We start from the raw sequence: 21,695 nt of genomic DNA, 5'->3' as shown, positions 1-21,695 counted from the left end.
GTCAGTTCCGCCGGGTCGCACGCCGGCTGCGATAGGTATCGAGGACCACGGCGATGACGATCACAGCGCCAGTGATGATGCGCTTGGTTGGCTCGGAAGCGCCGATCTGCGCCAAGCCTGCAGCCAGTACGGAAATGATCAGCACACCGAAGAACGTGCTGATGATCGAGCCTCGCCCGCCCATCAGGCTGGTGCCGCCGATCACCACGGCGGCAATCACCTGCAACTCAAGGCCCGAGCCCGCATTCGGGTCAGCGGCCTCAAGGCGGGAAATCTGGAACAACGCGGCCAGACCGGCCAGCAACCCCATCAGAGCAAACACGCCGATCTTGTACGGACGCGGATCGATGCCTGCCAGGCGCACGGCCTCTTCATTGGTGCCGATGCCGATCAGGTAACGACCGAACACGGTCCGGGTCAGCACCAGCTGGGCGAGCACGATCACCAGCAAGGCGATGATGAATGCGGGGGAGATCCCGAAGGCGATCGGGTTGGAGAACCAGGAGAATGCGTCGCCGATATAGGCGGTGCGTGAATCGGTGAACTGGTAGGCCAGGCCGCGGGCCATTTCCAGCACGCCGAGCGAGACGATGAACGACGGAATGCGCCAGGCCACGGTGACCGCGCCGGTGATGCTACCGGCCAGGGCGGCGATGGCCATGCCCAGCAGCGCGGCAGGCAGCACACTCCAGCCCCAGCCGAGGATGGCGACGCTGACGGTCGAGGCGGCCAGGGCAAGTACCGAACCGACCGACAGGTCGATACCACCGATGATCAGCACGAAGGTCATGCCGACGGCCAACACCATGAGGTCGGGTATCTGGTTGGCCAGGGTGCTGAAGGTGGCGTACGAGAGGAAGTGGCTGCTCAGGAACGAGAACAGCACGATCATCGCCAGCAAGGCGCCGGCCAGCCCCAGGTAGGTGCCCAGGCCGAAATAGGTGCCGCTGCGGCGGGCCGGCGTGCTGCCGGCGGAGTCGAGGGAGGGGGTCTTCATACATCCATCCTGGGAGCTGCGTCATGCAGCAGTGCGTCACGTTTCTGATAACCGGCGAAGGCGGCGGCAAGGATCTGGTCCTGGCTCCAGCGATCACGGTCGAAGGTCTCGATCAGTTGGCCAGCGGAAAGCACGGCGATGCGGTCGCAGATCAGCATCAGCTCGCGCAGGTCACTGGACACCACCACCAGGGCCTTGCCCTGGCGGGCAAGCTCGGCCAGCAACCCATAGATGTCGAACTTGGCGCCGACGTCGATGCCGCGGGTGGGTTCATCGAACATCAGCACCTGGCAATCGCGCTCCAGCCAACGACCGATCACCACCTTCTGCTGGTTGCCACCGGACAGCTCGCCGACCGCCTGGGCGGAGCTCGCGCTACGGATACGCATGGCGCTGATCTGCCGCTCGGCAAGCTCACGCTCGGCAGTGGCGTCGAGGATGCCGGCCCGCGATACCGCACCCAGGTTGCCCAGGGCGACATTGGCGCTGATCGAATGCGGCAGCAGCAGGCCTTCGCCTTTGCGGTCCTCGGTGATCAGCGCGATACCGGCGCGCACAGCGGCTTTGGGCGAGTCGATGACCACAGGCTGCAGCGGGCGTCCGAGCTGGATGCTGCCACTGTCGGCGCGATCGGCACCGTAGATCAGCCGCAACAGCTCGGTACGCCCGGCACCGATCAGCCCGGAGATACCGAAGATCTCCCCTGCCCTGACCTCGAACGACACATCGCGCACCTTGTCGCCACGGGTCATGTGTTCGACCTTGAGCAACGGCGCACCGATTTCGCGGCGGCCAAGGTCGATGTGCTCGCCGACTTCGCGGCCGACCATCAGGTTGACCAATTCGTTGCTGCTGTAGCGAGCAATCGGCTCGGCGCACACCAGCTTGCCGTCGCGCAGCACGGCGATGCGTTGTGATACACGCTGCAGCTCTTCGAGCCGGTGCGAGATATAGACGATGGCCACGCCGCGCTGGCGCAGGCGCTCGATCTGCGTGAACAACAGCTCCACTTCGCGCGCAGTAAGCATCGCAGTGGGCTCGTCGAAGATCAGCACGTGGCAGTCGCCAATCAGGTTGCGGGCGATCTCGACCATCTGCTGATGGCCAATGCCCAGCTCGCCGACCGGAGTATCCGGATCGATGGCGTCCAGCCCGACCTGGGCCATGGCCGCGGTGGCCAACTGACGCAGGCGCTTCTGGCTGATCCAGCCAGCACGACTGGGCAGGTTGTCGAGGAACAGGTTCTCGGCGACGGTGAGCGTGGGCAGCAGGTTGAGCTCCTGCATCACCATGCGCACACCGAGGCGCTCGGCCTCGCTGCGACTGCCAGGGCTGTAGGGTTTGCCGCGGTAGGTCATCTGCCCGGTGGTGGGGATTTCCAGGCCACTGATGAGCTTGGACAAGGTGCTCTTGCCGGCGCCATTCTCGCCAGTCAGGGCGAGCACCTCGCCACCGCGCAGGTCTAGCGTGACATCGCCGAGAACGGGCTGGGCGTACGTCTTGCCCAGGCCGGTGACACTGAGCACGGATTCATGGGCCGACATGGCCACCTCTCTCATGGAACGCGCTGCAACTGCTTGAACTGGCGCTGACTCTGCGGGAGCGGCGAACCACCGCTGCATCGGACTCAGCGCACTGCCAGCATCACTTGGTGATCAGTTCTACCGGTGTCTGGATGACATTGTCGGCATCGACATCAGGCTTCTCGCCCTTGACCATCTTCAGCGCCGCCTGGATACCGAACACGGCCTGCTGGCTGGCTGCCTGGTCGAGCGTGGCGAGCACACGGCCGTCCTTGAGCATCGGCTTGATGGCGTTGATGTTGTCGTAGCCGACCACCTGTACCTGGCCGGTCTTGCCGGCAGCACGCACAGCCGAGACCGCGCCCAGGGCCATGCTGTCGTTACCCGCCAGCAGCGCCTTGAGATCGGGGTATTCGTTGAGCATCGAGGCGGCAACGGCGTTGCCCTTGTCGATCTCCCAGTTGCCAGACTGCACCGAGACGATCTTCATCTGCGCGGCCTCCATCGCATCCTTGAAGCCCGCGGTGCGCTGCTGGGCGTTGGTGGTGGTCGGCACACCTTCGATGATGCCAACCTGATCGCCGGCCTTGAGCTTCTCTTTCACCAGGTAATCGCCAACCAGACGCGCGCCCTTGCGGTTGTCGGGGCCAACGAACGGCACGCTGATACCTTTGCTCTTGAGCACTTCGGGGTCGAGGCGGTTGTCGATGTTGACCACGGTGATGCCCGCGTCCATGGCTTTCTTGATCACAGGCACCAAAGCCTTGGAGTCGGCCGGAGCGATGACCAGGGCCTTGGCGCCGGTGGCGATCATCTGCTCGACGATACGGATCTGGTTGCCGGTGTCGGTTTCGTCCTTGATGCCGTTGGCGACAAGTTCAAAATCGTTGGGATGTTCTTTCTGGTAGGCCTTGGCGCCATCCTCCATGGTGCGGAAGAACTCGTTGGCCAGCGACTTCATGACCAGCGCGACCTTGGGCTTGTCCTCGGCATGGGCCTGGGACAGCGGGATGGCGAGAGACAGGGAGGAGAGAATGGCAATAGCCAGCAGACGACCTGGGAACGGCAGCTTCATGGGATAACTCCGAATCTTGTGGTTTTTATCGGACCGCAAACGTTTGCGCTACCTTACTATGGGAACAGGAACAGGTTTTGTCAAATGACTTTCCGGGGTTCCAGCTCCCGTCGTACTGCTCGGAGATTATCCGGTAAATAGTCGGAAAACCGAATAGCTCTCGTAGAGATTGTTCGGATTTCCGAATAGCAAAACACCCGCAACCCGCCTCGTGGCAAAGCCCGTGCCTACCATGGCAGCGCCGTAGTTAAGTGCTCCATACACCGCTGGGAGCGGGTTTGCCCGCGAAAAATCCGACTCAATTCGCCCTGCGCCTCACCACTGCCGCACCCCTTGGTACGGAACCTGCCTACAACCCTGTGCGAATAAACATCTCATTTGGAAGAGAGAAGAAAAAATAATGAACACCGCACTGAAAACCTTCGCACCGGGCGCCCTCGCCCTGCTGCTTGCACTGCCAATGACCGTTTCCGCCAAGGAAGCAGAACAACAGCAGAAGCTCGCCAATGTGGTCATCCTCGCCACTGGCGGCACCATTGCCGGGGCCGGTGCCAGCGCTGCCAACAGCGCGACCTACCAAGCTGCCAAGCTGGGCATCGACAAGCTGATCGCCGGCGTGCCGGAACTGGCCGACATCGCCAATGTACGTGGCGAACAGGTGATGCAGATCGCCTCCGAGAGCATCAGCAACGACGACCTGCTCAAGCTGGCAAAACGTGTCGCAGAGCTGGCCGACAGCAAGGATGTCGACGGTATCGTCATCACCCACGGCACCGACACCCTCGAAGAGACGGCCTACTTCCTCAATCTGGTCGAGAAGACCGACAAGCCGATCGTGGTCGTCGGCTCGATGCGTCCGGGCACCGCGATGTCTGCCGATGGCATGCTCAACCTGTACAACGCCGTGGCCGTGGCTGGCGACAAGCAGTCGCGTGGCAAGGGCGTACTGGTGACCATGAACGACGAGATCCAGTCCGGTCGTGACGTCAGCAAGTCGGTCAACATCAAGACCGAGGCGTTCAAGAGCGCCTGGGGTCCGATGGGCATGGTCGTGGAAGGCAAATCGTACTGGTTCCGCCTGCCGGCCAAGCGCCACACCAGCAACTCCGAGTTCGACATCAAGCAGATCAGCAGCCTGCCCCAAGTGGACATCGCCTATGGCTACGGCAACGTGACCGATACCGCTTACAAGGCCCTGGCCCAGGGTGGCGCCAAGGCGATCATCCATGCCGGCACCGGCAACGGCTCGGTGTCGTCGCGCGTAGTCCCGGCACTGCAGGAACTGCGCAAGGAAGGCGTGCAGATCATTCGTTCCTCGCACGTCAACCAGGGCGGTTTCGTGCTGCGTAACGCCGAACAGCCGGACGACAAGAATGACTGGGTCGTGGCCCATGACCTGAACCCGCAGAAGGCGCGCATCCTGGCAATGGTCGCCATGACCAAGACCCAGGACAGCAAGGAACTGCAGCGGATCTTCTGGGAATATTGATTCCGGCTTGAGTTGGAGCGGCCCTGTGCCGCTCCTGCTACAACCGCATTAGCCTTTGGATGCTTTTTGCCTGACATGCTGTTGCGAAAAAACTGACAGTGAAATACTGTACGCACATACAGCAAAATAAGGAAAGTTCCATGGCTAGCACCGCCGCAGCGCCCAGCAGTTATGAACAACTGGGCGTACGCATCCAGAAGATCATCAACAGCCCCACCGCCCAGCGCAGCCGCGCGGCGCTGATCTTCCGCCTGGAGCACGAGTCACCCGACGACTGGGAAACCCTGCTCGAAGAAATCGCCGAGAACGACAACGTCACCCTCGCCCACCGTGACGATGGCGGCATCCAGATCTTCTGGACCGTCCCCAAAGAAGACTGATCCTTCCTCCCCGCCCCGCCTCTTCCACCGAAAGATGATTTGCGCTCGCCCATGAAAAAACTGCTGTCTGCCGTTGCCCTGCTCCTGTCCGTCGCCACTCCAGCGCTCGCCAACCCTCCCGCCACCTTTGCCGAAGCCAAGGTCGTGGCCAAACAGAAGATCTATCTCGACCAGGCCAGCAGCGCCATGGGTGAGCTCTACTGCGGCTGCAAATGGACCTGGGTGGGCAAGTCCGGCGGGCGCATCGACCCCGCCTCCTGCGGCCTGCAAGCCCGAAAGCAACAGACCCGCGCCGACCGCACCGAGTGGGAACACATCGTGCCGGCTTGGACCCTGGGTCATCAACGTCAATGCTGGAAGAACGGTGGCCGCGAACACTGCGCCGACGACGACCCGGTATTCCGTGCCATGGAAGCCGACCTGTTCAACCTGTACCCGGCTGTGGGCGAGGTGAATGGCGATCGCAGCAACTTCAACTATGGCATGGCGTCGGGTGTGGGGCAGCAGTACGGCCAGTGCAAGACCCGCGTCGATTTCAACCAGCGCGCTGCCGAGCCGCGCGATGAAGTCAAGGGCCTGGTCGCCCGCACCACCTTCTATATGTTCGATCGCTATGGCCTGAACATGTCTCGCCAGCAGCAACAACTACTGATGGCCTGGGACAAGCAGTATCCGGTCACCACCTGGGAGCGCGAGCGCGACCGTCGCATCGCCGGCATCATGGGGCACGCCAACCCGTTCGTGAGCGGCGAGCGGCGCTGGACAGTCGGCTACAAGCCCGTCGGCGACGGTGTGGTCAGTGGCGTTGCCGCCAAACCAGCCAAGGCCACACCTCAGCCCACCCTGGCCAAGGCCAGCATGACGGGCACGATCATCGGCAACCAGAACAGCCACGTCTACCATCTGCCCAGCGGCTGCCCTGGCTACAATCAGGTGTCGGCCAAGAACCAGGTGAGCTTCGAGTCCGAGTCGCAAGCCCGGGCGGCCGGTTACCGCAAGGCCGGCAACTGCCGCTGAGCCTCATGAACCGGGAGCGCCTTTACGGCGCCCCGGAAGCAAGATCAGTCATGCCACCGGAATGCGAGCAGTCCGCTCGACGGGCAGCGACACGAGCTGGCTGACGTCATCCAGGCGCTGCAACTGCTCGCTGCTGAGCTTCACCTCAAGCGCCGCCAGGTTCGATTGCAACTGCGCCAGCGAGCGCGGCCCTATCAGCGGCAATGTGTCGTGACTGGCGGCCCAGGCGATCGCCACCTGATCTGCCGGTACGCCATGCTCCTGCGCCACACCTAGCAGCGCATCGAGGATCGCGCTGCGCTGCGGCGAATTCTCTGCCTGGAACACCTTGCCACCCAGGCCCTGGGCTCGCCCGGCCTCGCCCTGGCGGTACTTGCCGGTGAGCATGCCGCCGCCCAAGGGCGAGAAAGTCATCATGCCCAACCCCAATGCTCGACAGGTCGGCAGCAGGTCCAGCTCGCATTCGCGACGCACCAGGCTGTGTTCGAACTGTGCAGCAGCAATAGGCACGGCGCGAGCAAGCTGGGCATAGGTGGCCGCATGGGCCACACGCCAGGCAGGGAAATTGGACAGGCCGACATACAGCACCTTGCCTGATCGCGAGAGGTCTTCCAGACCACGCAGCAGCTCTTCGGTCGGGGTCACATGATCGGGGAAGTGCGCCCAGTAGAGATCGACACGGTCCGTGTTCAAACGCTTGAGGCTGGCCTCCAAAGACGTGACCATGGCTTTGCGGCTATTGCCGGTGGCCAGCACGCCCGCAGTGGGCGAGGCGCCCTGGGTGAACTTGGTCGACAGCACCACCTCATCGCGGCGCCCTGCCAGCAAGCGCCCCAGATGCGTTTCAGACTCACCGAACTGATAGATGTCCGCCGTATCGATGAGATTGCCGCCAGCCTCAAGATAGGTGTCAAACATCGCCTTGCATGCATCGGGGTCGGCGCCATGACCCCAGGCGGTGCCAAAGTTGCCTGTACCCAATGCCAGCTGGGACAGTTGTAATCCGGTCTTGCCAAAGGGTGTGTAGCGCATGGATGCTCCTGAGCCGATGAATACCGTTCCAACAGGCGCCAGGGTTGATCGCCCCCGGCCAACAGAACATTTGCATATACAAATGTTGCAGGTACAATATTTCACATGAACACATCAATCAAGCCCTCCGGCTGCACAAACCTCAAACTGCGCCAATTGACGCGCATGGTCACCCGCCACTACGACCAGCACTTGGCTGCCATAGGCCTGAAGAACACCCAGTACGCCCTGCTTTCCCATGTGCTGCGGCTCGGCCCGTTGCGTCCAGGTGAGTTGGCCAAGGCCATGCAGATGGAACCTTCGACCCTGACGCGCAACATGCAACCGCTGGTAGCTCAGGGCTGGCTGACCATTTCGGCGGGCGGCGATGCGCGCAGCCGTGCGGTGCAGATCACCGAGGCCGGGATAGAAAAACGCGAGGAAGGCAGTCAGGCGTGGCAGGCGGCCCAAGACTCATTGCAGGACGCGCTGGGGCTTGAGCGCATCAGCGCGCTGCATGTACTGATGGATGCGTGCATGAGCACGCTCAATGACCCGGAGGCTGAAGCAGCTGACTCCCTGTAGAGTCGGCCCCGTATCGTGACCAGATGCCCCCGCCAAGGGCGTGCGCTATCACGCCAGCGCCTGCAGGTAGGCGCTGGCCTCTCGATAACGGCTCAGCCGGGCGATATCGGCGGGCCCCGGACATACGATTCGCGAGAGATCACTGTTGTCGGCGAGGTCGGCCAGCTTCACTTCGCGCGCCAGCGGATCACTGCCCAGCCGCACGACGAAATCCTCGTAGCGCTCACCCTCACGCCGACTCAACGCCAGCAGCGCCGCCAGGATTTTCAGAGTGAAGCCCTCGCGGGCCAGGTCGGACAGGGTCAGCGGCGTATCCTCCAGCACATCGTGAAGCACCGCGACGATTCGCTGCTCGGGCGTCGAGACCCGCTCCATCACCCGCAGCGGATGCAGGATGTATGCGGCGCCGCCTTTGTCGATCTGCCCTTCGTGGGCTCTGGTCGCCACCACGATTGCTCGTTCCAGGCTAGACATGACCCCTCCTTTCACCCCGCACGTCGTCGCACACGCGCCATTGCAACAGCATCGACAAGGATGCCGTCACGCAAAGCATAGTCCAGTAAATGTCCTTCGACTTCAAAGCCATGGCGCTTGTACAAGATCAGTGCCGGTTCGTTGTCGCTTTATCGGGGCCTATCGAATGGTAAGGCGGGCGTGATCGGCCTCCTTGGCAGTAGAGGCCGCAGTACTGGGGGCTATGACCGAGGCTATGCAACGCCCCCGCCCGGGCGCGGGAGTATCAGCGCTTGACGCCGTGCTGAATGACGATCGAATCCGTGCCCAGGCGTGCCATGACGTCGGCCTTGCGCGCATCGGCCTCGTCCTTGGTGGGGAAAGGCCCCATCAGCACGACAGGCTTGCCGTCGCGGTATTCGACCCAGGAAGGGATGCCTTTTTCGATCAGGCGCGCAGTCATGTCGGTGAGTGCGCCCATATTGGGCCCCTGCACAACTTCGACATCCCAGCCTTCCGGCGCCGGTTCGCCAGCCAGGGCATCGGCACGGCGCTGCAGCTCGGCACCGCCGCAGATCTCACGGATGCGCAGATTGTTGCCGCTATCGTCGACCAGGATCTCGTACTGGCCATCGTGCTTGATCGCCACATAGCTGCGGTAGGCTTCGTACTGGCCGGCGTCATCCTTGCCGCGGACCTGGCCGCAGATCGAACCCTGAGTGTCGATCCGCACGTTGGCGAACTTGGCCGTCTTGGGATTGTGCAGGTGTTCGGCCACCTGGTTGTGCACGGCCTCGACCTCGTTCTCACAGCCAGCCAGGGCCAGCACTGCCAATACCACTGCCAGTTTGCGCACGCGTGTACCTCCAGATTCGAAGGGGCGCATTCTAGCACGAGGCACAGCACAGACCGAGGGTCAGATTGGCGCAGCAGCGGCACCTGGCCCGAGCTGGCTAACCATCAATGCTTGAGGGCATTCCTTATTCTGGAAAGAAAATTCGGCTTTCGCCCAGGCTGAGCAACGGTCGTCACCGGTCTTCGCGGAAGGCCACGTGCAGGTGCAGTCAAGCGCGGCACTGGCGGGAGTTGCGCCTCGACTTCGGATCGACGCGCCATGTGCAGATCGCCTTCTCTCCCTTTGTAGATATCCATGACTGCATTGTATTTAAACTCGGCCAGCGCCTTGGCTTGCTGCCGCTTCGCGAGGACCTTGCGATCACCGATTTCATAGATTATTTGATTGGCCTCTGCGTACAACTGGTCCACCCACTGAAAGCCCGTCTGCTCGACATCCCGCAACTGCCCATTGGCCTGGAACATTTCCAGCAGCAGGGCCGGCCTGTTTTCATTGAATGAAGAAGCGAGTTCTTCAAGACCTTGCGCCCAATGCGATTTGAGGAAAGCCAATACCGCCCGCCCCCTTTCTGCCCGATCATTGATTTTCCAGAATTCATTGACCTTGGCCATATACGCATGAGGATCACTGAACATTGTCATTCGCCAATCCAGTGACGCAGTGCTTCCATGCGAGGTTATTCGCGGCCTGTTGTTCTCAATGCCTGCTGCATAACCTGGCGGCGTTCGGTAATGCCCCGTTTCTGTCGTAATGCGCCCCCCGTCATAAACACCTACGAAATCAGGGAATCCCCGCTCACCCTGCGGCCGAATGGACATATGCCTGTTCATCGTCGACACATAGGCGTTATCTCCCCAGATGGCGATAGCCCACGGCGGAGCTGAATCAAGTTGCTCACCCCACGGGACGAAGCCCAAGGCATCGTGGTTCAAATCGGTCATGACATCCGCCAGAAATGCCGATAGCACCGGGTAAACGGGTTCTAATCCCTGTTGATCCTTGAGCGTGACGGGGTTGTTGCGAACCATGCGATACAGGTTCAGCCCATCCACGACACCAGCAGGGTCAGCGCTCAACCAGCGCCCGAGCCAAGGCTGGTAGTACCGCAACCCGTAATAGTACAACCCGGTGGCGTCACACTCCTTTCCGGAGTAGCGCAAGGTCTTGTAATCCGCCTCCACCTCGCTACGTGCCGTCCACACCGCAGTACCGCCATAGGGGTAATACTCTTCCTGGCTGATGACCTCGCCCTGCTCATCCAGCTCCAGCTGACTGCTGCCCAACAGGTCGTCGAAGCTGTAGCGCAGCGTGTCACCGGTCAACCCATCGGGCCAATGCAGCAAGCGCGCCTGACCTCGCCCGGCACTGCCCACGGCAACCACTTCAAGCGCCTTCTGCGCGGCGCCGTCGAAAGCCTGGTCGCGCAGCTCGAGCCCAGGCAAGTACAAGACCCGGCGCTCTTGGATACCGTCACCGATTTGCCGGGAAGTGACTTTCAACAGGCGCCTGCCAGCCCCGTCGTAGCGGTAATGCTCACTATCATCAATCGTGCTGCGGGCGACCTGCACCACGCGCCCCAGTTCGCCACGCGGATTCCAGTGCAAAGGCTGGCCAGCCTGTAACCACAGCGCGTGACCAGCGCCGTCGAACATCCGTTCGACATCACCCGGATCAAGGCCCTCTTGCCAGCGCACAGCACGATTGCCATGGGGAGAGACCAGCAGGTCCGTGGTGTAGCTGTTGCCACTGCCCGGCGCGCTGTGACGGATTTGCGTCAAGTTGCCGCCCCTGTCGTACTTGTAGTCGCGCTGATAACGGGTAAACGCCTCGGGGCCACTCGGCAACGGCACTACCGCCGACGGAACACCCACCCCCTGCTGCCCATGCGCCGCCAATTCCCGGCCACACGCCTGCACCAGCTGGTAAAGGCTGTCGTAGATGAAGGTGTTCTGTGCCAACACTTTTTGGTTACGCCAGAACCGAGTAGCCTGCGCAGCGTTGTCTACACTGGCCACGTTGCCCACGGGGTCATAGACGTAGCGCAGGTATTGCAGCAATCGGCCCCCTGCCGGATGGCCGTCTGGGCGTTCCGTCTTGATGGCTGACACACGTTGCGTCTGCGCTTCATATAGATAGTGGGTCAGTACGCCATTGCCATGCAGTTCCCGCTGCTTCTGCCCCACGGCTGTCCAGGTCAATGCCTCAAGCACACGGCGCTCTTGCTCCTCACCGTGCACATGCACCGAACAGCTGCTCAAGCGGCCAACCACATCATACGCATGGCGCTGCCGATGCCCCCGCGCATCGGTTTGCGTCAGTGCCGCGCCGGTGGCGTCGGCGCTACAACCACTGACGTGGATGATGGGCTCCAGCTTTGCCTGCCAAGCTTGCTCATTCTCGCCAAGCCATTCAGGCCGCTCGGCATCCCTCAGCATTTGCCGGGCAACGAGCAGTGGCGTCCCCGTCAAAGCGATGCTGCACACCTGCTGCAGGCCACCCGTGTCATAGTGGCGCAGGCATTCGCCCAGCAGATTGCGCGCACGTTCGACGGCACCGTCAAGCGCCCAGATCCAGCGCTCGCACACTGCACGCTCGGCGCCCTCTGCCTGTTCATCAAGTGAGTGTAATCGCCCTGAAAAGGCTACCGACTGGTAATTCCAGCGATGGGTAACCCCCACGCCGCTGCGACGCATCAGTGACCGTCCCGCGCAATCGTCCAACGCAAGCAGCGTGCCGGCATCGACACTCTGAGAACGTACCACCGCGCCGCTCAGAGCAGGCTGCAACAGCAGATTGGGTGGCGCACCTGGTGCCTCACGCCGGCTTTGGGCCAGACGCGGGTCTATGCTTTGCACAGGGTGGCCACGTGCATTGAAATGAAGGTGGGTTACCCGACAATCCGTTGAGTCAGGGCTATCCGGATGGCGGTGAAAACGGATATCGCGGACGATCAGGCCCCGGTTATCGGAGACGCTGACTTCAGGCGTGTACGTGTGAAGCGACGCGTTGGCACCCTGCATGGAGAGGCTCCCTTCATTGGGATCGGCGGAAGACGCCAAGCAGCCTCACACATGCCGCTACCTACTCCCTGGCGATGTTCTCGAACCATTCAATGCGAGATTAGCCATCCCTGAGAGAGCTGCCACCTCAAAGGGCGAAAATGAAAAAGGGCGTCCCTTTCGGGACGCCCTTTTCAGATTTGGTAGGCACAATTGGACTCGAACCAACGACCCCCACCATGTCAAGGTGGTGCTCTAACCAACTGAGCTATGTGCCTGTCGTGTGGTGCGCATATTAGTGATCGAATGCACACCTGTAAAGCGTTTTTTCTCAAAAAAATCAAAAACTTTGCAGGCTGGAGCTATGCCAGGACGCAAAAAAGGGCGACCCTTGCGGATCGCCCCTTTTCTTCGATTTGGTAGGCACAATTGGACTCGAACCAACGACCCCCACCATGTCAAGGTGGTGCTCTAACCAACTGAGCTATGTGCCTGTCGATGAGGGCGCATTCTACGCGCTAGAAAATCCCTGTCAACAGTTTTTTTCGAGCTAACCTACTGATTCTAAAAATGTTTGCGCCCATGGGTGGCAGTAACGCTCATGTAAAGGATTTTCACCATACGACTAGCGGGTGTTTATTATTATTGATAGCATCGGTACATTCGTTAAAAATATAAAACACGAGGTTTTCCGAGCATGGCTAACACCCCCTACCCCCAGTCCTACTACGCCGCCTCGGCCAACCCGGTGCCGCCACGTCCGGCGCTGCAGGGCGAGGTGGAGACCGATGTATGCATCATCGGTGCCGGCTACACCGGCCTGTCCAGCGCCCTGTTCCTGCTGGAGAACGGCTTCAAGGTAACCGTCGTCGAAGCCGCCAAGGTCGGCTTCGGTGCATCGGGCCGCAATGGCGGGCAGATCGTCAACAGCTACAGCCGCGACATTGACGTCATCGAACGCACTGTCGGCCCCAAGCAGGCACAACTGCTGGGCGAGATGGCCTTCGAAGGCGGACGCATCATCCGTGAGCGCGTGGCCAAGTACAACATCCAGTGCGACCTGAAAGACGGCGGCGTATTCGCGGCCCTGACCAGCAAGCAGATGGGCCACCTGGAGTCGCAAAAGCGCCTGTGGGAACGCTTCGGCCACACCCAGCTGGAGCTCATGGACCAGAAGCGCATCCGTGAAGTGGTGGCCTGCGACAGCTATGTAGGCGGCATGCTCGACATGAGCGGGGGCCACATCCATCCGCTGAACCTTGCCTTGGGCGAGGCCGCTGCAGTCGAGTCGCTGGGCGGCGTCATCTATGAGCAGACGCCTGCCGTCCGCATCGAGCGTGGCGCCAACCCTGTGGTACATACCCCACAAGGCAAAGTGCGCGCCAAGTTCATCATCGTCGCGGGCAACGCCTACCTGGGCAACCTGGTGCCGGAACTGGCCGCCAAGTCCATGCCCTGCGGCACCCAGGTGATCACCACCGAGCCACTGGGCGATGAACTGGCCCGCACTCTACTGCCACAGGACTACTGCGTCGAAGACTGCAACTACCTGCTCGACTACTACCGCCTGACCAGCGACAAGCGCCTGATCTTCGGCGGCGGCGTGGTCTACGGTGCACGCGATCCGGCGAACATCGAGGCGATCATTCGTCCGAAGATGCTCAAGGCCTTCCCTCAGCTCAAGGACGTGAAGATCGACTACGCCTGGACCGGCAACTTCCTGCTGACCCTGTCGCGCCTGCCGCAGGTCGGTCGTATCGGCGACAACATCTACTACTCCCAGGGTTGCTCGGGCCATGGCGTGACCTACACCCACCTGGCGGGCAAGGTACTGGCCGAAGCCCTGCGTGGCCAGGCCGAGCGTTTCGACGCCTTCGCCGGCCTGCCGCACTACCCGTTCCCGGGTGGTCAGATGCTGCGCGTACCGTTCAGCGCCATTGGCGCGTGGTACTACAGCCTGCGGGATCGCCTGGGGTTCTGATGTAGCACCGTATTGTTCTTTTCGCGGGTAAACCCGCTCCCACAAACGTGCATCTGTGGGAGCGGGGTTACCCGCGAAATGGAATCAGTACCGCCAGCAACTACTGCCCTAGGCTGCGCAGCGCCTGCTTCGCGGCAATCTCCTGCCCATCCCGCGCCAGCTCGTCGGCGGCCTTCAGCCAGCGCTGGCGATCGACCTGGGCCGGCAGGCGCTGCGGCGGTTGTACCAGCACAGCCCAGCTCCCCTCCTTGGCCCAGGCACTCTCGAAGCTGTCAAAATCCAGCAGATGCCGCCGGGCCATCCCTGAACGCAGCAACACCCGCTGCTTGTAACGGTCGTAGCCAATCAGCACCGCATAGCGTGGCTCGCCCCACAGCGCCGAGCCGTCGTGGTAGCGCAACAGCACCGGATGACCGGCCGCCACCTGGGTGAGCAAGGCATCCAGGCGCTTGTCCAGCGGATAGACCACCATCCCGTACTCGCGGGCCACTCGGGGAATACCGGTTTCCAACGACGCCGCGCCCTGCGGGAGGTTCAGTGACTTGTCCAGCAGGCCAGGCGTAATCGGCGCGCCCTGCTGCGAAAGCACGGCGGCCAGGGCCATGGAGCCGCTCAAGTTGGCATTACCACGATAGAACGGCACGCTGCTGATCTCGACCCGCTGCGGCAGTTTGTCGAGCGCTGCCGGTGGAGAACCGGCGCAACCGGCAAGGCTGGCGGCCACCAGGCAGGCCGCCAGCAGGCGGCGCGGGCTCAGGGAGGTGAAGAAATGCTGCGACATGGACACTCGCTTGTTTCGACGCCCGGCAGACAGCGCCCGGCACTGGGCTCCGATCATAGGCGCCTGCGCGGCGCGGGTATAGCCCGCTTCGGGCTTGTAACGAAACGACCCAAGCAATAGACCTTCGGTCAATGGAACGTCACACGCCTGCAGCTAGACTAAGTAAGTGTCTGGAGGGAACAGCCCACAGCTGTCCCGAGAGAAGGAGGCACGCACATGAGCCTGACAATGGCAATCTTCATGCTGGTCGCGATGTGGTTGAGCGTCGCCACCGCCATGCTCTGGGGGGTACTGCGCATCGCACGACGCCATGCCCGACCGCATCACACCCAAGCGGCCACCACGCCCAAGCCGCAGCCGCTGCATCGCACCCGCCGGCACGCCGGGGCACATTGACCTGATCCGCAAAAGAACAAGGGGCTGCCTGGCAGCCCCTTCTCTTTTACCTCAGCCTGGTGTCAGCCTTGCGCCGCCTCGCGCTTCAGGCGTGCCCGGCGAACCATGATGTTGAGAATCTCGATCACCGTGGAGAAGGCCATCGCTGCGTACACATAGCCTTTCGGTACGTGGGCGCCGAAACCTTCGGCGATCAGCGTCATGCCAATCATGATCAGGAAGCCCAGTGCCAGCATCACCACGGTAGGGTTGTCGTTGATGAACTTGGCCAGCGGGTCGGCGGCCACCAGCATCACGATCACGGCACTGACCACGGCGATGATCATGATCGGCAGGTGCTCGGTCATGCCCACGGCAGTGATGATGCTGTCTACCGAGAAGACGATGTCCAGCAGCAGGATCTGGCCGATGGCCGCAGCAAAGCCCAGGGTCACGGTGGAGCCGGCCTTGGACTCTTCCTTCGCACCATGCGGGTCGACGCTTTCGTGAATCTCCTTGGTCGCCTTCCACAGCAGGAACAGGCCACCGGCGATCAGGATCATGTCCTTCCAGGAGAAGGCGTGGTCGAACACCTCGATCACCGGCTCCGTCAACTGGACGATCCAGGCCACCGTAGAGAGCAACGCCAGGCGCATGATCAGCGCCATGCTGATACCGATGCGTCGCGCCTTGGAGCGGTAGGCCTCGGGCAGCTTGTTGGTGAGAATGGAGATGAAGATCAGGTTATCGATACCCAGCACGATCTCCATCGCCACCAAGGTAGCCAGGGCGACCCAGGCGGCGGGGCTCGCGGCAAGTTCCAGCAAGTATTCCATTTAGTGTTCCTTCGCTCAGATGTCCTGGGTGTCGTTCTTGTCTTGCTTGCTCTCGGGCTTTTGCCCTTCGCCACCAAGAGTGTCGTTCAGCGCTTGCTGGGCCGCCTCGTTGGTCTTGTCGATCGCCTGTTTGGCCGATTCGGCAGCCTGGTTCAGCACCTGCTGGGCCGACTTCTCGGCCTGGTCGCACCCCGCCGTGGCCAACAGCGCCAGCGCCAGTACCAACGGGGTGCCGATGGATTTCAGTTGTAGCATAGGGTCCTCGCTTATCGATATTCGGCTGGCGCGCGCACCGCGCCTGATGGAGTCGAATTCTAGAGAGGACAACAGTTCAGGAAAATTCGTATTTTTAGCGGTTATACTTCGGTTTTTACGAATCGAGTAGCGTCTCCATGCTCAACTACCGGCAGCTTCACTATTTCTGGGTAGTAGCCCGCACTGGCAGCATCACCCGCGCCAGCGAGCAATTGAATCTCACGCCGCAGACTATCAGCGGCCAGATCAGCCTGTTCGAACAGACCTACAACCTGGAGCTGTTCCAGCGCGTCGGTCGCCAACTGGAGCTGACCGAAACCGGCCGGCAGACCCTCGCCTATGCCGAGCAGATGTTCCAGATCGGCAGCGAACTCGAGACCCTGCTGCGGGCCGGCCCCCAGGAGCAGATCCTGTTCCGCGTCGGGGTCGCCGACGTGGTGCCCAAGTCCATCGTCTATCGCTTGCTGGCACCGACCATGGAGCTTGACGAAGTACTGCGCATCAATTGCCGTGAAGACAAGCTGGAGCGCCTGCTCGCGGACCTGGCGATCCAGCGCCTTGACCTGGTGATCTCCGACAGCCCCATGCCCAGCCATCTGGACATCAAGGGCTATAGCCAGAAACTGGGCGAGTGCGGCCTGAGCTTTTTTGCCACTGCGGCACTTGCCACTCGGTTGAAGCAGCCCTTCCCCGGCTGCCTCAACGACGCACCGCTACTGATCCCCGGCCAGGAAACGGTGGTGCGCAGCCGCCTGTTGCGCTGGCTGGCCGAGCAGCAGGTGCAGCCGCGTATCGTCGGGGAATTCGACGACAGCGCCTTGATGCAGGCATTCGGGCAATCGGGCAGCGGCATCTTCGTGGCACCAAGCGTGATCGCCGATGAGGTGTGTCGGCAATACGGCGTGGAGTTGATCGGGCAAACCGAGGCGGTGCATGAGTCGTTCTATGCGATTTCGGTGGAGCGCAAGGTCAAGCATCCGGGGATCGTGGCGATTACCGAGGGGGCACGCAGGGAACTGTTCAACTGGTGAGGCCATGCTGGCTTTTTCTGGCAGATTGCACCGCGATCGCTGCAGTGCGTCGGAGGAACAATACCGTCAGCCCTGTCCTACAGTGCCTGTGCTAAAGTCCGCGGTTCGTTCAAACCCGAGACCCCGCTGCACATGAGCCCTGTTTTTCGCCTTCTCAACCGCACCAGCCTGGTGACCCAGATCATCATTGGCCTGGCTGCCGGTATCGCCCTGGCGCTGGTCGCCCCGAGCCTGGCCCGGGATCTTGCATTCCTCGGCAAGGTGTTCGTCTCGGCCCTCAAGGCCGTGGCACCGATCCTGGTGTTCGTGCTGGTCATTGCCTCCATCGCCAACCACCAACAAGGCCAGCAGACCCATATCCGCCCTATTCTCTGGCTCTACCTGCTGGGCACTTTCGGTGCCGCGGTGGTCGCCGTGGTGGCGAGCATGGCCTTCCCTTCGACTCTGGTGTTGAGCGCACATGAAGCGACGCTGAGCGCCCCCGGTGGCATCACCGAAGTGCTGCAGGGCCTGCTGCTGAGCGCGGTGGACAATCCGGTGAGCGCACTGGTCAATGCCAACTTCATCGGCATCCTGACCTGGGCGATCGGCCTGGGCATAGTGCTGCGCAAGGCCGGCAAGGCAACGCGCGGTGTGGTCGACGACCTGTCCAACGGCATCACGCAGCTGGTTCGCGTGGTGATTCGCTTCGCCCCGCTGGGGATCTTCGGCCTGGTCAGCTCGACCCTGGCCGAGGCGGGCCTGGATGCCCTGCTCGGCTACCTGCACCTGCTGGGGGTGCTGATCGGCTGCATGCTGTTCGTGGCGTTGGTGATGAACCCGTTGATCGTGTTCTGGAAGATTCGTCGCAACCCTTACCCGCTGACCCTCCTGTGCCTGCGCGAAAGCGGTATCACCGCGTTCTTCACTCGCAGCTCGGCGGCAAACATTCCGGTGAACCTGGCATTGTCGGAGCGCCTGGGCCTGCATGAAGACACCTACTCGGTGTCGATCCCGCTGGGTGCGACCATCAACATGGCCGGGGCAGCGATCACCATTACCGTGCTGACCCTGGCGGCGGTGCATACCCTGGGGATCACCATCGACCTGCCGACCGCGGTGCTGCTCAGCGTGGTGGCTGCGGTCTGTGCCTGCGGCGCCTCGGGCGTGGCCGGCGGGTCGCTCCTGTTGATTCCTCTGGCTTGCAGCCTGTTCGGCATTCCCAGCGAGATTGCGATGCAGGTGGTTGCCGTCGGCTTCATCATCGGTGTGTTGCAGGACTCGGCGGAAACCGCGCTCAATTCATCGACCGACGTACTGTTCACTGCGGCTGCGTGCGAGGCCATGGAGCGGCGTGCTGCCTGAGCCGCAATTGCTTATGCCAGACGCAAGGCCTAGGCTAATGGCCTTTTCCTAGTAACGAGACAGGGCCATGTCAGAACACGAAACCGCAGGCGAAGGCCGCCTCAACAGTATCGAGGTCCGTATCCTCGGCGCGCTGATCGAAAAGCAGGCCACCAGCCCGGAAAGCTACCCACTAACACTCAATGCGCTGGTCCTGGCCTGCAACCAGAAGACCAGCCGCGAGCCGGTGATGAACCTCTCCCCCGGCCAGGTCGGCCAGGCCCTGCGTGCACTCGAAGGCCAGGACATGGCCCGCCTGCAGATGGGCAGCCGCGCCGACCGCTGGGAGCATCGGGTGGACAAGGCGCTGGAACTGGTGCCGGCACAGTTGGTACTGATGGGCCTGATGTTCCTGCGCGGGCCGCAGACCCTCAATGAATTACTGACCCGCAGCAATCGCCTGCACGAATTCGAAGACGTCGATCAGGTCCAGCATCAGCTGGAACGCCTGGTTTCACGTGGGCTGGCGTTGCACCTGCCACGTCAGGCAGGCCAGCGTGAAGACCGCTACACCCACGCCCTGGGCGATCCGGCCGAGATCGAAGCGATTCTTGCCGCGCGCCAGCAGGAAGGTGGTTCACGCAGTGCGTCAGGTGCGGCTTCGGACGAGCGGATCGAGGCGCTGGAAGCCCGCGTCGCGGCACTGGAAGCCCGGCTGGCTCAGCTCGAGGGCTGAGTCAGGGCTGGTCGGGTTCGGGGAAGTTACGGCAGCTCTTGCGCTCGGCCAACTCTCTGTCGCTGGGGCGCTGGTCGACGAACACGGTGCGGCCGTCGGGATAGATTTCCAGATAGCCCCAGTGCAGGTCCTGCTCCTGCTGGCCGGGCTTGGGTGGCACCAACCACCAGGGTTCTCGACTGATCGGGGTCATGACTGTACCTCCTGGGAGCGTCTGCAGTAATCATAGACACCCTCGGGTGATACTTGGTTTGGTCGGCCATATCACGGACAAGCCCACCCCACCGGTAAAGCGCAGTTCTCGAGAACTGCGCTTTACCGGTGGGGTGGGCTTGTCCCGCGATGAGGCCCGCGCTGACTTACGCCGGCGCCGAAGTCCGGATCAGGTGGTCGAAGGCTGCCAGCGAAGCTTTGGCGCCCTCGCCCACGGCGATGACGATCTGCTTGTACGGCACCGTGGTCACGTCACCGGCCGCGAACACACCAGGGATGCTGGTCTGGCCTTTTGCGTCGACGATGATCTCGCCGCGCGGCGACAACTCGACCGTGCCCTTGAGCCAATCGGTGTTCGGCAGCAGGCCGATCTGCACGAAGATACCTTCGAGCGCCAGTTCGTGGATCTCGTTGCTGGTCCGGTCTTCGTAGCGCAGGCCGGTGACCTTCTCGCCGTTACCCAGCACTTCCTTGGTCAGGGCACTGGTGATCACCTTGACGTTCGGCAGGCTGTGCAGCTTGCGCTGCAGCACCGCATCGGCACGCAGCTGGCTGTCGAACTCGATCAACGTCACCTGAGCGACGATACCGGCCAGGTCGATGGCTGCTTCCACGCCAGAGTTGCCGCCGCCGATCACCGCCACGCGCTTGCCCTTGAACAGCGGGCCGTCGCAGTGCGGGCAGTAGGCCACGCCACGGGAGCGGTATTCCTGCTCACCGGGGACATTCATTTCGCGCCAGCGGGCGCCGGTGGCGAGGATCACGGTCTTGGCCTTGAGCGACGCACCGCTGGCCAGGCGTACTTCGTGCAGACCGCCATCGGCGGCCGGGATCAGCGCTTCACCGCGCTGCAAATTCATGATGTCGACGTCGTACTGCTTGACGTGCTCTTCCAGCGCAGTGGCCAGCTTCGGCCCTTCGGTCTCCTGCACGGAGATGAAGTTCTCGATCGCCAGGGTGTCGAGCACCTGGCCGCCGAAGCGCTCGGCGGCAACGCCGGTACGAATGCCTTTGCGCGCAGCGTAGATGGCTGCCGCAGCGCCAGCCGGGCCACCGCCGACCACCAGCACGTCGAAAGCGTCCTTGGCGTTGATCTTCTCGGCCTGGCGGCTGCCAGCACTGGTGTCGATCTTTCCGAGAATCTCTTCCAGGCCCATGCGACCCTGGCCGAACACTTCACCGTTCAGGTAGATGCTCGGCACCGCCATGACCTTGCGCGATTCGACTTCATCCTGGAACAGCGCACCATCGATGGCGACGTGCCGAATGTTGGGGTTGAGCACCGCCATCAGGTTCAGGGCCTGGACCACGTCCGGGCAGTTCTGGCAAGACAGCGAGAAGTAAGTCTCGAAGTTGAACTCGCCTTCCAGGGCCTGGATCTGCTCGATCACTTCGGCGCTGGCCTTCGAAGGGTGGCCGCCGACCTGCAGCAACGCCAGTACCAGCGAGGTGAATTCATGGCCCATGGGGATGCCGGCGAAACGCAGGCTGATATTGCCCCCGGGACGGTTGAGCGAGAATGACGGGCGACGGGCGTCGCTGCCGTCCTCGCGCAGGGTAATGAGGTTCGACAGGCCGGCGATCTCAACCAGCAGGTCGTGCATTTCACGGGACTTCGCGCCGTCGTCGAGGGAAGCAACGATCTCGATCGGCTGGGTGACCCGCTCCAGGTAGGTTTTCAGTTGCGATTTAAGCGTGGCGTCCAACATACGGGGCGATTCCTTTTTCAAAACTCGGATACAAAAACGCCCAGGCGAGGTCGCCCGGGCGTTTGACGGG

General features: G+C 62.1%; 21 protein-coding genes and 2 tRNA genes. 9 read left to right on the top strand and 14 right to left on the bottom strand.

The features are described 5' to 3' along the window. Position 1: 1 nt before the first annotated feature. The 3 genes from ACNFHO_RS00575 to ACNFHO_RS00565 form a co-directional block, all read right to left on the bottom strand. Positions 2-997 (bottom strand): ABC transporter permease, encoded by a 996-nt coding sequence (locus ACNFHO_RS00575; RefSeq protein ID WP_063545314.1) that lies wholly within the window; start codon positions 995-997, stop codon positions 2-4. Continuing rightward, positions 994-2,547, bottom strand: a complete 1,554-nt coding sequence (locus ACNFHO_RS00570; RefSeq protein WP_416765391.1) for a sugar ABC transporter ATP-binding protein — start codon at positions 2,545-2,547, stop codon at positions 994-996. The genes ACNFHO_RS00575 and ACNFHO_RS00570 overlap by 4 nt, the downstream gene beginning before the upstream one ends. Positions 2,548-2,641: 94 nt before the next feature. Then, positions 2,642-3,595, bottom strand: a complete 954-nt coding sequence (locus ACNFHO_RS00565; RefSeq protein WP_054892060.1) for a sugar ABC transporter substrate-binding protein — start codon at positions 3,593-3,595, stop codon at positions 2,642-2,644. Positions 3,596-3,995: 400 nt separating this feature from the next. Between ACNFHO_RS00565 and ACNFHO_RS00560 the strand changes: the two genes are divergently transcribed. The 3 genes from ACNFHO_RS00560 to ACNFHO_RS00550 all read left to right on the top strand — a co-directional run bounded on the left by ACNFHO_RS00560 (position 3,996) and on the right by ACNFHO_RS00550 (position 6,481). Further along, on the top strand, positions 3,996-5,084 hold the full coding sequence (locus ACNFHO_RS00560) for an asparaginase (protein WP_054892061.1): 1,089 nt from the start codon (positions 3,996-3,998) through the stop codon (positions 5,082-5,084). Between the two features lie 140 nt (positions 5,085-5,224). Continuing rightward, positions 5,225-5,464 (top strand): DUF1654 domain-containing protein, encoded by a 240-nt coding sequence (locus ACNFHO_RS00555; protein WP_054892062.1) that lies wholly within the window; start codon positions 5,225-5,227, stop codon positions 5,462-5,464. A 51-nt stretch (positions 5,465-5,515) separates the two neighbouring features. Next, the gene (locus ACNFHO_RS00550; RefSeq protein ID WP_416764772.1) at positions 5,516-6,481 is read left to right on the top strand and encodes an endonuclease; all 966 of its coding nucleotides are present in this window, start codon (positions 5,516-5,518) and stop codon (positions 6,479-6,481) included. A 48-nt stretch (positions 6,482-6,529) separates the two neighbouring features. On the opposite strand, the gene ACNFHO_RS00545 is transcribed toward ACNFHO_RS00550, so the two are convergent. Further along, on the bottom strand, positions 6,530-7,513 hold the full coding sequence (locus ACNFHO_RS00545) for an aldo/keto reductase (protein ID WP_414155695.1): 984 nt from the start codon (positions 7,511-7,513) through the stop codon (positions 6,530-6,532). A 105-nt stretch (positions 7,514-7,618) separates the two neighbouring features. On the opposite strand from ACNFHO_RS00545, the gene ACNFHO_RS00540 reads away from it, so the two are divergent. Then, a complete protein-coding gene (locus ACNFHO_RS00540) occupies positions 7,619-8,077 on the top strand; it encodes a MarR family winged helix-turn-helix transcriptional regulator (RefSeq protein WP_416764770.1) in 459 nt (152 codons plus the stop codon). 48 nt (positions 8,078-8,125) lie between these two features. Here ACNFHO_RS00540 and ACNFHO_RS00535 read toward each other — a convergent pair whose 3' ends face one another. The 5 genes from ACNFHO_RS00535 to ACNFHO_RS00515 all read right to left on the bottom strand — a co-directional run bounded on the left by ACNFHO_RS00535 (position 8,126) and on the right by ACNFHO_RS00515 (position 12,879). Then, a complete protein-coding gene (locus ACNFHO_RS00535) occupies positions 8,126-8,551 on the bottom strand; it encodes a hypothetical protein (RefSeq protein WP_063545318.1) in 426 nt (141 codons plus the stop codon). Between the two features lie 265 nt (positions 8,552-8,816). Continuing rightward, the gene (locus tag ACNFHO_RS00530; RefSeq protein WP_416764769.1) at positions 8,817-9,386 is read right to left on the bottom strand and encodes an SPOR domain-containing protein; all 570 of its coding nucleotides are present in this window, start codon (positions 9,384-9,386) and stop codon (positions 8,817-8,819) included. 104 nt (positions 9,387-9,490) lie between these two features. After that, positions 9,491-12,406 (bottom strand): RHS repeat domain-containing protein, encoded by a 2,916-nt coding sequence (locus ACNFHO_RS00525; protein ID WP_416764767.1) that lies wholly within the window; start codon positions 12,404-12,406, stop codon positions 9,491-9,493. Positions 12,407-12,586: 180 nt separating this feature from the next. Then, positions 12,587-12,663, bottom strand: a tRNA-Val gene (locus ACNFHO_RS00520). Positions 12,664-12,802: 139 nt separating this feature from the next. Beyond that, a tRNA-Val gene (locus ACNFHO_RS00515) sits at positions 12,803-12,879 on the bottom strand. Between the two features lie 203 nt (positions 12,880-13,082). Here ACNFHO_RS00515 and ACNFHO_RS00510 point away from each other — a divergent pair. Next, positions 13,083-14,366 (top strand): NAD(P)/FAD-dependent oxidoreductase, encoded by a 1,284-nt coding sequence (locus ACNFHO_RS00510; RefSeq protein ID WP_065862498.1) that lies wholly within the window; start codon positions 13,083-13,085, stop codon positions 14,364-14,366. A 100-nt stretch (positions 14,367-14,466) separates the two neighbouring features. On the opposite strand, the gene ACNFHO_RS00505 is transcribed toward ACNFHO_RS00510, so the two are convergent. Next, positions 14,467-15,204 carry a peptidase C39 family protein gene (locus tag ACNFHO_RS00505; RefSeq protein WP_372822519.1) on the bottom strand — a complete coding sequence of 246 codons (738 nt, stop codon included), beginning with the start codon at positions 15,202-15,204 and terminating at the stop codon, positions 14,467-14,469. A 159-nt stretch (positions 15,205-15,363) separates the two neighbouring features. On the opposite strand from ACNFHO_RS00505, the gene ACNFHO_RS00500 reads away from it, so the two are divergent. Further along, entirely contained in the window at positions 15,364-15,543 is a 180-nt protein-coding gene (locus ACNFHO_RS00500; RefSeq protein WP_054892070.1) for a hypothetical protein, read from the top strand. Positions 15,544-15,605: 62 nt separating this feature from the next. On the opposite strand, the gene ACNFHO_RS00495 is transcribed toward ACNFHO_RS00500, so the two are convergent. Further along, entirely contained in the window at positions 15,606-16,358 is a 753-nt protein-coding gene (locus ACNFHO_RS00495) for a TerC family protein (RefSeq protein ID WP_054892071.1), read from the bottom strand. Positions 16,359-16,373: 15 nt separating this feature from the next. Beyond that, a complete protein-coding gene (locus ACNFHO_RS00490; protein ID WP_063545324.1) occupies positions 16,374-16,613 on the bottom strand; it encodes a hypothetical protein in 240 nt (79 codons plus the stop codon). Positions 16,614-16,750: 137 nt separating this feature from the next. On the opposite strand from ACNFHO_RS00490, the gene nhaR reads away from it, so the two are divergent. The 3 genes from nhaR (at position 16,751) to ACNFHO_RS00475 (ending at position 19,703) form a co-directional block, all read left to right on the top strand. Further along, entirely contained in the window at positions 16,751-17,644 is an 894-nt protein-coding gene (gene nhaR, locus ACNFHO_RS00485; RefSeq protein WP_063545325.1) for a transcriptional activator NhaR, read from the top strand. Between the two features lie 132 nt (positions 17,645-17,776). Then, positions 17,777-18,988, top strand: coding sequence for a serine/threonine transporter SstT (sstT, locus tag ACNFHO_RS00480; protein WP_416764764.1), 1,212 nt, complete (start codon positions 17,777-17,779; stop codon positions 18,986-18,988). 67 nt (positions 18,989-19,055) lie between these two features. Then, entirely contained in the window at positions 19,056-19,703 is a 648-nt protein-coding gene (locus ACNFHO_RS00475; protein WP_372822517.1) for a YceH family protein, read from the top strand. 1 nt (position 19,704) lies between these two features. On the opposite strand, the gene ACNFHO_RS00470 is transcribed toward ACNFHO_RS00475, so the two are convergent. Further along, entirely contained in the window at positions 19,705-19,896 is a 192-nt protein-coding gene (locus ACNFHO_RS00470) for a hypothetical protein (protein WP_054892076.1), read from the bottom strand. A gap of 166 nt (positions 19,897-20,062) precedes the next feature. Continuing rightward, entirely contained in the window at positions 20,063-21,625 is a 1,563-nt protein-coding gene (ahpF, locus tag ACNFHO_RS00465; RefSeq protein ID WP_416764763.1) for an alkyl hydroperoxide reductase subunit F, read from the bottom strand. Between the last annotated feature and the right edge of the window lie 70 nt (positions 21,626-21,695).

The organism is Pseudomonas sp. NY15374 (genome assembly GCF_048068255.1).
Classification (GTDB): Bacteria; Pseudomonadota; Gammaproteobacteria; order Pseudomonadales; family Pseudomonadaceae; genus Aquipseudomonas; species Aquipseudomonas machongensis.
Note: the sequence above shows the minus strand (reverse complement) of the source record. Positions and strands in the feature narration are given on the sequence as shown.

Excerpts from the sequence above, each read along its gene's own strand:
- ACNFHO_RS00575 (WP_063545314.1), bottom strand. The coding sequence starts at position 997 with ATGAAGACCCCCTCCCTCGACTCCGCCGGCAGCACGCCGGCCCGCCGC.
- ACNFHO_RS00565 (WP_054892060.1), bottom strand. The coding sequence starts at position 3,595 with ATGAAGCTGCCGTTCCCAGGTCGTCTGCTGGCTATTGCCATTCTCTCC.
- ACNFHO_RS00560 (WP_054892061.1), top strand. The coding sequence starts at position 3,996 with ATGAACACCGCACTGAAAACCTTCGCACCGGGCGCCCTCGCCCTGCTG.
- ACNFHO_RS00555 (WP_054892062.1), top strand. The coding sequence starts at position 5,225 with ATGGCTAGCACCGCCGCAGCGCCCAGCAGTTATGAACAACTGGGCGTA.
- ACNFHO_RS00550 (WP_416764772.1), top strand. The coding sequence starts at position 5,516 with ATGAAAAAACTGCTGTCTGCCGTTGCCCTGCTCCTGTCCGTCGCCACT.
- ACNFHO_RS00545 (WP_414155695.1), bottom strand. The coding sequence starts at position 7,513 with ATGCGCTACACACCCTTTGGCAAGACCGGATTACAACTGTCCCAGCTG.
- ACNFHO_RS00540 (WP_416764770.1), top strand. The coding sequence starts at position 7,619 with ATGAACACATCAATCAAGCCCTCCGGCTGCACAAACCTCAAACTGCGC.
- ACNFHO_RS00535 (WP_063545318.1), bottom strand. The coding sequence starts at position 8,551 with ATGTCTAGCCTGGAACGAGCAATCGTGGTGGCGACCAGAGCCCACGAA.
- ACNFHO_RS00525 (WP_416764767.1), bottom strand. The coding sequence starts at position 12,406 with ATGCAGGGTGCCAACGCGTCGCTTCACACGTACACGCCTGAAGTCAGC.
- ACNFHO_RS00510 (WP_065862498.1), top strand. The coding sequence starts at position 13,083 with ATGGCTAACACCCCCTACCCCCAGTCCTACTACGCCGCCTCGGCCAAC.
- ACNFHO_RS00505 (WP_372822519.1), bottom strand. The coding sequence starts at position 15,204 with ATGATCGGAGCCCAGTGCCGGGCGCTGTCTGCCGGGCGTCGAAACAAG.
- ACNFHO_RS00500 (WP_054892070.1), top strand. The coding sequence starts at position 15,364 with ATGAGCCTGACAATGGCAATCTTCATGCTGGTCGCGATGTGGTTGAGC.
- ACNFHO_RS00495 (WP_054892071.1), bottom strand. The coding sequence starts at position 16,358 with ATGGAATACTTGCTGGAACTTGCCGCGAGCCCCGCCGCCTGGGTCGCC.
- ACNFHO_RS00490 (WP_063545324.1), bottom strand. The coding sequence starts at position 16,613 with ATGCTACAACTGAAATCCATCGGCACCCCGTTGGTACTGGCGCTGGCG.
- nhaR (WP_063545325.1), top strand. The coding sequence starts at position 16,751 with ATGCTCAACTACCGGCAGCTTCACTATTTCTGGGTAGTAGCCCGCACT.
- sstT (WP_416764764.1), top strand. The coding sequence starts at position 17,777 with ATGAGCCCTGTTTTTCGCCTTCTCAACCGCACCAGCCTGGTGACCCAG.
- ACNFHO_RS00475 (WP_372822517.1), top strand. The coding sequence starts at position 19,056 with ATGTCAGAACACGAAACCGCAGGCGAAGGCCGCCTCAACAGTATCGAG.
- ACNFHO_RS00470 (WP_054892076.1), bottom strand. The coding sequence starts at position 19,896 with ATGACCCCGATCAGTCGAGAACCCTGGTGGTTGGTGCCACCCAAGCCC.
- ahpF (WP_416764763.1), bottom strand. The coding sequence starts at position 21,625 with ATGTTGGACGCCACGCTTAAATCGCAACTGAAAACCTACCTGGAGCGG.